The sequence below is a fragment of the Polaromonas sp. P1_G4 genome, assembly GCF_056405475.1.
Window position 1 is genome coordinate 1 of record NZ_JBFUCA010000131.1, and the last position, 9148, is coordinate 9148.

Consider the following 9148-nt stretch of genomic DNA (forward strand, 5'->3'; position numbering starts at 1 on the left):
TCTTCAAGCCAGCATGAGCCGCGGGACTGGCTTTGCCAGACCGCAGGCGGGCGGCCCCCTCGGGGGCAGGGAGCTACACGAAGTGAGCGACCGTGGGGGCCACGTCCACGGCTCCCTATAATCATCCGATTTCCCTCCAAGCACCCGAAAGAGCACCATGGCTGAAGCCAATCTTGACCCCGTATTCCAGATCCAGCGCGTTTACCTCAAGGACGTGTCACTGGAGCAGCCCAATTCGCCCGAAATCCTGCTGAGCCCGGAGCAGCCTGCGGTGGACATCCAGCTGGGCGTGGGCGCCACCCCCGTGGCAGACGGCCTTTTTGAGGTTTCCGTGACGGCCACCGTGCAGACGAAAATCGGCGACAAAACCGTGTTTCTGGTGGAAGCCAAGCAGGCCGGCATTTTTGAAATCCGCAATGTGCCCGAAGACCAGATGGGCGCCATCCTGGGCATTGCCTGCCCGCAAATCGTCTACCCCTACCTGCGCGGCAATGTCGCTGACGTGATCCAGCGCGGCGGCTTCCCGCCTGTGCACATGGCTGAAATCAACTTCCAGGCCATGTACGAACAGCAGCAAGTCCAGGCCGCTGCCGAATCGGCCGCTCCCCAGATCATCGTTTGATGGGCTGCCGGGGCTTCCCGGCGTCTGTTTTCTCGCTCATCCACGCATGAAAATCCTGGTCATCGGAGCCGGCGCCTGGGGCACGGCTGTAGCCGTGAGCAGCGCCGCCCGGCACGATGTCACCCTGTGGGCGCGCGATGCTGCGCTGGCCAAAGCCTTGCAGACCAGCCGCGTCAATACCCGCTACCTGCCTGGCGTTCCCCTGCCTGCCGGCCTGCGGCTGCAAGGCGGCGATGTACCCCTGGCAGAGGCGATTCAAGGGCAGGACCTCATCATCCTTGCAACGCCCGTCTCAGCGGCGCGCAGCATGCTGCAGTCCCTGCAGCACGCCAGCGTTCCAGTGGCTTGGTTGAGCAAAGGTTTTGAGGCACCTCTTGCCTCTGCCCCTCCTTCCGCATCATTTGGCCTGATGGTCCATGAAATACGGGCGCAAGCTGCTATCAATTTAAGAGCGGGCGTGCTCAGCGGGCCCAGCTTCGCCCTCGAAGTCGCCCGCGGCCAGCCGACCGCGCTGGTGGCCGCCAGTGAACATCCCGAAGTACGCGAAGCGCTGGTGGCCGCCTTTCACAGCGCCACCCTGCGTGTTTACGCCAATGACGATGTCGTGGGGGTAGAGGTGGGCGGCGCCGTCAAGAACGTGCTGGCCATCGCCACGGGGCTTTGCGACGGATTGCAGCTGGGGCTGAACGCCCGCGCTGCGCTGATCACCCGCGGCCTGGCCGAAATGACACGGCTGGGTGTCGCGCTGGGCGCGCGGGCCGAAACCTTCACAGGTCTTTCGGGCCTGGGCGATCTGGTATTGACGGCCACCGGCGACCTGAGCCGCAACCGCAAGGTGGGCCTGTTGCTGGCCGAGGGCAAGACGCTGGCGCAGGCCGTGGACTCGCTGGGGCATGTGGCCGAGGGCGTGTATTGCGCCCGCACCGTAGTGCAGCGCGCGGCCGGTTTGGGCATCGAGATGCCGATTGCACAAAGCGTGGTGGCCTTGCTGGACGGCAAGCTCAGGCCGGCTGAGGCTGTGGCGGCGCTGATGGGGCGCGATCCGACTGCCGAACTGGCCTGACCACGCGATCGATTTTTCCGGTTCCCGTTTTTGCTATTGAATTAATAGCTGCTTGCGCTTACCCCTATTGGGCTAAAGCCCTGAAACATCATTAATCCGCGAAGCAGGGGCCGACCTACTTTCGCAAATGCAGCGTCACCAGCAGCGATGCATCCTTCACGGCAGTCAGGCCGTGTTCCACGCCGCCCGCAAGCCACAGCAGCTGGCCTGCCTTCATGCGCTGGGTTTGCCCCTCTGCCGTGAAGGCCACTTCACCTTCCAGGCATTGCACGGTGATTTCGCCCTTGACCCGGTGCGAGGGCACCAGCTTGCCGGCCGGCACGATGAGGCGCATGACTTCCAGCTCATCGCTTTTGAACAGCGCGACGGTTCGTGCCTCCAGGAGCTTGCCCGCAAGCGGCTGGACGTCGATGAGTTGCCCGGAGGCGGCGTGGGGAATGGCCATGGTGAAACTCCTGCAAAGGTGGCGGCATGTGCCTGAACCAGCTGAAAGCGTTATACCCCAAGGCCCGCCTGGGCCCTAGACCACCTTGTTGTACGCCAGGAAGATGTCGTCGCGAACCCAACCCAGGGACTCATACAGCGCCTGCGCGGTGTGGTTGGTCCTGGCGGTGGTGAGGTCCAGCCGCGCAAAGCCGTGCTGTTTTGCGTGCACGTGGGCGGCCTGCATCAGCGCGCGGCCGGCGCCGCTCTTGCGTGATGCGGGCGCAACATACAGGTCATACAGCGTGTAGATGGGCTGGGCGATCACTGAGCAGAAACCGGGATACAGCTGGCAGAAGCCGGCGAGCGCGCCGGTGCCGGGCGCACCTTCCGGCTCGGCCACCAGGATGACCGATTCGCGGTTTCGCATCCGGTTGCCGATGAAGTCCAGCGCCAGCGCGGCATCGGCGGGCTGTTCGTAAAACTGGCGGTAGGCGTCAAACAGCGCAGCCACGGCAGGCTGGTCGTCCAAAGTGGCAAGGCGTACGGAAGGGGTGTTCATGTTGAGCTGTTAAAAAAGCCAAAAGATCCGCCGTCAGGTGGCGAACCGGTTTTGTTAGAGAAAAATGGCTGCAGCTCAGGCGGGGCGAGCGCAAGCAGCTATCAAAAATGGAGCAACGTGGCAGCCCGCCGGGTTGCCTCCGGCGGTGGCCGGGGTTGGCCGGGGTTTGGCCCGTGCCTAGATTTCCAGGTTGTCAATCAACCGGGTGCTGCCCAGCTTGGCCGCACCCAGCACCACCAGCGGCACATCGGCCAGCGGGCCTTGCGGTGCCAGCAGGTCGGCGCGGCGGCGCACGGTGAGGTAGTCGGGCTTCCAGCCGCGCCGGGCCAGCGCCTGCATGGCCTGCGCTTCCAGGGCTGGCAGGTCAGGCGTGCCGCTGGCGCGGGCGGCCTCGCCCAATGCGCGTATCGCTTTGGACAGCTCCACCGCTTCGGCGCGCTGGGTGGCGTTCAGGTAGCCGTTGCGTGACGACAGCGCCAGGCCGTCTTCGGCGCGCTGGGTTTCACCGGCCAGGATCTCGATCGGCAACGCAAACTGCTGCACCATGCGGYGCACCACCATCACCTGCTGGTAATCCTTCTTGCCGAAAGCCGCCACGCCCGTGGGCATGCCGGCAAACACGCAGGAAAACAGCTTGAGCACCACGGTGCTCACACCGATGAAAAAACCGGGCCTGAAGTGGCCTTCAAGGATGTCGCTCAAGTCGGTGGCCGGATGCACCTTGTAGCTTTGCGGCTCGGGGTAAAGGTGTTTTTCCAGCGGGGCAAACAGCACGTTGCAGCCGGCCTCTTTCAGGCGCTCGGCATCGGCGTCCAGCGTGCGTGGGTAGCTGTCGAAGTCTTCATGCGGCGCGAACTGCAGGCGGTTCACGAAGATGCTGGAGACGCTCACGTCGCCCAGCGGCTTGGCCTGCTTGACGAGCGCGATGTGGCCGTCGTGCAGATTGCCCATGGTGGGCACGAAGGAAGGGCGTTTGAACGGGCTGAGGGCCTCGCGCAGCTCCGGGATGGTGTGGACGATCTGCATCTTGTCTCCTGAAAGGGGCGCGTGGGGCTACCAGGCGTGGGTGGCGTTCACCGGAAAGCTGCCGTCTTTCACGGCGCGTACATAGGCTTCCATGGCGCCGCGCACACTGGCGGTCTTGTTGTCCGGGCCTTCCATGAAGTTGCGTACAAACTTCGGCATCTTGCCCAGGTTCATGCCCAGCATGTCGTGAAGCACCAGCACCTGGCCGGCAGTGCCGTTGCCCGCACCAATGCCGATGGTGGCGCAATGCGTGAGCTCCTGAGTGAGCGTGGCCGACAGGGCTGCGGGCACCATTTCCAGCACCATCATGGCGGCGCCTGCGTCCTGCAGCTCGCGCGCGTGGCGCGTCATCGCGGCAGCGGCTTCGTCTCCCTTGCCCTGCACGCGGTAGCCGCCCAGCGCGTGCACGGTTTGCGGTGTCAGCCCCAGGTGGGCGCAGACCGGGATGCCGCGCTCGACCAGAAAACGCGTCGTCTCGGCCGTCCAGCCGCCGCCTTCGAGCTTGACCATGTGGGCGCCGGCCTGCATCAGCACCGCGGCACTGCGCAGCGCCTGCTCTTTGGACTCGTGGTAACTGCCAAACGGCAAATCGCCGATCAGCCAGGCCGTGGCCTGCGAGCGGCGCAGGCCGTTGGCCACGCATTCGGTGTGGTGGCGCATGGTCTCCAGGGTCACGCCGACGGTGCTGGTCAGGCCCTGGCAGACCATGCCCAGCGAGTCGCCCACCAGGATGCATTCCACGCCCGCCGCATCGGCCACGGCGGCAAAGGTGGCGTCGTAGGCGGTCAGCATGGTGATCTTTTCGCCATGCGCCTGCATTTCGCGCAGGCGCGGCAGGCTGACCGGCTTGCGCGCAGGCGGCGTGGCAGGCGTAGACGAAGGCGGCAGCGTGCCGTAGGGCGTGACGGAAGTATTGGCAGGTATCGTCATGGGGCAGGTCCGGAATTTAGCGAGAGTCTAACCAGCTTCGCCGTGCTTTTTTGCCGGCGGTTTAGAGAGGCCGGACAAAGGCCGGGAAACGGATGGTTTCGCGAACGAATTAGCGCACTTCGGGCGCAGACCGGCTCATGCCCAGGCGTTCCAGCAGCTTTACATCGGCGTCGGTATCGGGGTTGCCGGTGGTCAGCAGCTTGTCGCCGTAAAAAATTGAATTGGCGCCGGCCAGGAAGCACAGCGCCTGCACGCCGTCGCCCATCTGCTGGCGGCCGGCCGACAGGCGCACGCGCGCCGTCGGCATGGTGATGCGCGCCACAGCAATCGTGCGCACGAATTCAAACGGGTCCAGGTCGGCCTGGTTGGCCAGCGGCGTGCCTTCAATTTTCACCAGGTTGTTGATGGGCACCGACTCAGGGTAGGGCGTGAGGTTGGCGAGTTCGGCCACGAGGCCGGCGCGCTGGCGGCGCGTCTCACCCATGCCGACGATGCCGCCGCAGCAGACCTTGACGCCGGCGCTGCGCACGCGCGCCAGTGTGTCCAGGCGGTCCTGGTAGTCGCGCGTGGTGATGATGTCGCCGTAAAAATCAGGCGCGCTGTCGAGGTTGTGGTTGTAGTAGTCCAGGCCCGCGCTTTGCAGTGTTTGCGCGTGGCCGTCTTCCAGCATGCCCAGCGTGGCGCAGGTCTCCAGGCCCAGCGCTTTCACGGTGCGCACCAGCTCGGCGACTTTTTCAATGTCGCGGTCTTTGGGCGAGCGCCACGCGGCGCCCATGCAAAAACGTGTGGCGCCCGCGGCCTGTGCACGCCGGGCTGCGGCCAGCACCTCGGCCGGCTCCATCAGTTTGCTGGCTTCCACGCCGGTGTCGTAGCGCGCGGCCTGCGGGCAGTAGCCGCAGTCTTCGGCGCAGCCGCCGGTTTTCACGGACAGCAGCGTGGCGAATTCGATGTGCGTGGGGTCGAAGTTTTCGCGGTGCACCGTTTGGGCGCGGTGCATCAGTTCCGGAAAAGGCAGATTGAACAGCGCTTCGATGGCGTCTACGCTCCAGCGTTCGGCGCCGGCCTTTTCAGCTGGCGATGGCTGAGGGCGCGGGCGGTGGAGCGTGATGGTTTGTTCTGCAACGTGGGACATGGTTCTCTTTCCTTTCGGGGAATGGTTTTTGAGTCTATCTGATGCGTTTTTCTGAAGCCTGCTTCAGCCTGGCAGCGGATGCTTTGCCAGGGCCGTCAGGGCTTCGACCAGCAGGTCGATATCGGCTTCGGTGTGCGCGGCCGACAGCGCAATGCGAAGGCGTGCCGTGCCTTCGGGCACGGTAGGCGGGCGAATCGCCGGCACCCAGATGCCGCGTGCGCGCAGGCCCTCCATCACGGCCAGGGCTTCGTCGTTGCGGCCGATCAGCAGCGGCTGGATGGCCGTCTGCGAGGGCGGCAGTTGCCAGTGGCTGCCTTTCAGGCCCGCCAGCAAGCCGCTGCGCAACCGCACAATGAGTTGCTGCAAATGCGTGCGGCGCCAGTCATCCTGTTCAATCAGCGCAAGGCTGGCACGCAGCGCGCTGGCCAGCAGCGCCGGCGCGGCAGTCGCAAAAATATAACTTCGGGTTTTTTGCAGCAGCCATTCAACCAGGGCCTCGTCGCCCGCCACAAACGCGCCCGCCACACCAGCCGCCTTGCCCAGCGTGGCCATGTAGAGCACGCGGCGCGAGGCCTTGGCGCCATACAACCCCGCGGCGGCCAGGCTGCCGCGCCCTTGCGGGCCCAGCACGCCAAAGCCATGTGCATCGTCCAGCAGCAGCAGGGCGTCATGGCGCTCACACAGCACCAGCAGGGCGGGAATGTCGGCGCTATCTCCGTCCATGCTGAACACCGCGTCGCTGATCACCAGCTTGCGCGGCGCGTCGCTTTGCGCAAGTTCGCGATCCAGCGCGTCCAGGTCGGTGTGTGCGTAGCGGTGGATTTTTGCGCGCGACAGCCTTGCGCCGTCAATCAGGCAGGCGTGATTCAGCGCATCCGAAAAGATCGCGTCGCTTGCGCCCACCAGCGCCGGCACGATGCCGATGTTGGTGGCGTAGCCCGCGTAAAAATACAACGCGCGCGGCAGGCCGACGAAGGCCGCGAGTTCGCGTTCCAGCGCCTCGTTGGCGGCGCTGTGGCCGCTGACCAGTGGCGACGCGCCCGACCCGACACCGTAGGCTTGTGCGCCGGTGCAAGCCGCCTGCACCAGGGCCGGGTGTGTGGCCAGACCCAGGTAGTCGTTGCTGCAAAAGGCCAGCATGCTTTGCCCGTCAATCGAGAGGTGTGCGCCGCTTTCAGGCATGACGACGCGGCGCTGGCGGCGCAGGTGGGCGCGGTCGAGTTCAGCCACACGTGCCGGAAATTCGTCGAGCCAGGAGGCGGAAGACAAGGTGGTAGTGATGTTTATTGCCATTCGTCGGGAAGGTTGATGGCGACTGTGCGCGCGTCTATGCCGGGCTGCCAGCCGATGGTGGCCAGCAGGGGCGCCTGCAATTGCCGCTGTAAAAAAGCAATGTTGTCATCCTGCGCCAGCATGGCGGGATCAATGTGGTTGGCCACCCAGCCGGCCAGCGTAAGGCAGCGTGCGCGTATGGCATCCGCAGTGAGCAGTGCGTGGTTCAGGCATCCCAGCCGCAATCCCACCACCAGCACCACGGGCAGGCCCAGTGCTTCGGCCAGGTCTGCACCGGTTTCGGTCGGCGAGAGCGGCACATGAAAACCTCCCGCACCCTCCACCACCACGGCGTCGGCCAATTGTGYGAGCCGGCGGTGGCAGCCCGCCAGGTGGGCAATGTCAATGTGTGCACCGACGCGCGCCGCGGCGATGTGCGGTGACATCGGGTCGGCCAGCAGAACCGGGTKGTCGAGTTCGGGCGGTACGCGGCAGGTGGAGGCGGCGCGCAGGGCCAGCACGTCTTCATTGGCGTCGACACCGTCAATCTGCATCGTACCTGCCGCCACGGGTTTCATGCCCACCACACGCAGATGCCGGCGGGCCAGCGCATGCAACAGTGCAGTGCTGGCCAGCGTTTTGCCTACGCCGGTGTCGGTGCCGGTCACAAACATCGAAACCGTCCTGTGCGCCGCTTCAGCCATGGGCACCCTCTTCTTCGGCGAGGGTCGCATCAAGCGCTGCCAGGGCGCCGCGCGCCAGGTGATCCATCGCCTCTTCGTCCATCACATACGGAGGCATGGCGTAGACCGTGTGGCCGATTGGGCGCAGCAAGACACCGTTGGCCATGGCGTGCTGCGTGTAGCGGCGTGCGAAGTGGGGCGCCGTCGTGGGCTCGATGTCCCAAGCCCAGATCATGCCCAGCCTGCGCGCGTTCCGTACAGCAGAGTGCTGAGTCAGCGGTGTGAAGGCCAGGTCCAGGGTGTTGGCCAGGACTGCGTTGTCTGCCAGTACATCGGTTTGCCCGAACAGCTCCAGCGTGGCCAGCGCGGCGCGGCAGGCCAGCGGGTTGCCGGTGTAGGAATGCGAATGCAAAAAGCCGCGCGCCACGTCGTCGTCGTAAAACGCTTCGTAGACGGTATCGGTGGTCAGCACGGCCGACAGTGGTAGCGTGCCGCCCGTGAGGCCTTTCGATAGACAGATGAAGTCAGGCCGTATGCCTGCGTGCTGATGCGCGAACATGGTGCCGGTGCGGCCAAATCCGGTGGCAATTTCATCGGCAATCAAATGCACTTCATAGCGGTCGCACAGTGCGCGCGCTTCGCGCAGGTAGGCGGCATCGTGCATGGCCATGCCGGCCGCGCATTGCACCATGGGCTCCAGGATGAGCGCGGCGGTTTGCGCATGATGCTGCTCCAGCCAGCTTTGCAGGTCTGCGGCTGCGTGACGTGCTACGTCTGCAGCGCTTTCACTGGGCTGCGCGCCGCGTGCGTCGGGGCTGGGCACGGTGGCTGCCAGCCGCACCAGCGGCGCATAGGCTTCACGAAAAATGGCAATGTCCGTCACGGCCAGTGCGCCCACGGTTTCGCCGTGGTAACCGCCTGCCAGCCCGATGAAGCGGCACTTTTCAGGCTTTCCGGTGTTGCGCCAGTAATGCGCACTCATCTTCAGCGCGATCTCTGTGGCGCTGGCGCCGTCGCTGCCGTAAAAAGCATGGCCCAGCCCGGTCAATGCGCCCAGCCGCTCAGACAGCTCCACCACCGGCTGGTGCGTGAAACCGGCCAGCATGACGTGATCAAGCCGGTCCAGCTGGTCGCGCAGCGCCGCCTTGATGTGCGGATGGCCGTGGCCGAACAGGTTGACCCACCAGGAACTGATGCCGTCCAGGTAGCGCCGGCCTTCAAAGTCGTACAGCCAGACCCCTTCGGCCCTGGCGATGGGTACCGGGGGATGCGACTCGTGCAGCTTCATCTGCGTGCAGGGGTGCCACACATGGCGCAGGCTGCGCTGGATCATTGAGAGGTTGTCCATGAAGACCCGTGGTGAGGAGGAAAGGGCGAAAGCTCAGGCGTGCGCTGCAAGCCGGTGCTAAAGCGCGAGTCGGGTGCGGGTCAGGGC

General features: G+C 65.1%; 10 protein-coding genes. 2 read left to right on the forward strand and 8 right to left on the reverse strand.

What is annotated here, in order from left to right; genetic code table 11:
- Positions 1 to 157 precede the first annotated feature (157 nt).
- On the forward strand, positions 158 to 622 hold the full coding sequence (secB, locus tag AC1D1X_RS08795) for a protein-export chaperone SecB (RefSeq protein WP_477669801.1): 465 nt from the start codon (positions 158 to 160) through the stop codon (positions 620 to 622).
- Positions 623 to 668: 46 nt separating this feature from the next.
- Positions 669 to 1685 carry an NAD(P)H-dependent glycerol-3-phosphate dehydrogenase gene (locus AC1D1X_RS08800; protein WP_477669800.1) on the forward strand — a complete coding sequence of 339 codons (1017 nt, stop codon included), beginning with the start codon at positions 669 to 671 and terminating at the stop codon, positions 1683 to 1685.
- A 115-nt stretch (positions 1686 to 1800) separates the two neighbouring features.
- Here AC1D1X_RS08800 and AC1D1X_RS08805 read toward each other — a convergent pair whose 3' ends face one another.
- The 8 genes from AC1D1X_RS08805 to bioA form a co-directional block, all read right to left on the reverse strand.
- Positions 1801 to 2130, reverse strand: coding sequence for a cupin domain-containing protein (locus AC1D1X_RS08805; protein WP_477669799.1), 330 nt, complete (start codon positions 2128 to 2130; stop codon positions 1801 to 1803).
- Positions 2131 to 2205: 75 nt separating this feature from the next.
- The gene (locus AC1D1X_RS08810) at positions 2206 to 2670 is read right to left on the reverse strand and encodes an N-acetyltransferase family protein (protein ID WP_477666091.1); all 465 of its coding nucleotides are present in this window, start codon (positions 2668 to 2670) and stop codon (positions 2206 to 2208) included.
- A gap of 177 nt (positions 2671 to 2847) precedes the next feature.
- Positions 2848 to 3696, reverse strand: a complete 849-nt coding sequence (gene panC / locus AC1D1X_RS08815) for a pantoate--beta-alanine ligase (protein ID WP_477698149.1) — start codon at positions 3694 to 3696, stop codon at positions 2848 to 2850.
- 27 nt (positions 3697 to 3723) lie between these two features.
- The gene (panB, locus tag AC1D1X_RS08820; RefSeq protein WP_477669797.1) at positions 3724 to 4626 is read right to left on the reverse strand and encodes a 3-methyl-2-oxobutanoate hydroxymethyltransferase; all 903 of its coding nucleotides are present in this window, start codon (positions 4624 to 4626) and stop codon (positions 3724 to 3726) included.
- A 109-nt stretch (positions 4627 to 4735) separates the two neighbouring features.
- Positions 4736 to 5758: a biotin synthase BioB gene (bioB, locus tag AC1D1X_RS08825; protein WP_477669796.1), complete on the reverse strand. Its 1023-nt coding sequence runs from the start codon at positions 5756 to 5758 to the stop codon at positions 4736 to 4738.
- 63 nt (positions 5759 to 5821) lie between these two features.
- Positions 5822 to 7051 (reverse strand): 8-amino-7-oxononanoate synthase, encoded by a 1230-nt coding sequence (gene bioF / locus AC1D1X_RS08830; protein ID WP_477669795.1) that lies wholly within the window; start codon positions 7049 to 7051, stop codon positions 5822 to 5824.
- Entirely contained in the window at positions 7042 to 7734 is a 693-nt protein-coding gene (gene bioD, locus AC1D1X_RS08835) for a dethiobiotin synthase (RefSeq protein WP_477698150.1), read from the reverse strand. The genes bioF and bioD overlap by 10 nt, the downstream gene beginning before the upstream one ends.
- On the reverse strand, positions 7727 to 9061 hold the full coding sequence (gene bioA, locus AC1D1X_RS08840; protein WP_477669793.1) for an adenosylmethionine--8-amino-7-oxononanoate transaminase: 1335 nt from the start codon (positions 9059 to 9061) through the stop codon (positions 7727 to 7729). The genes bioD and bioA overlap by 8 nt, the downstream gene beginning before the upstream one ends.
- Between the last annotated feature and the right edge of the window lie 87 nt (positions 9062 to 9148).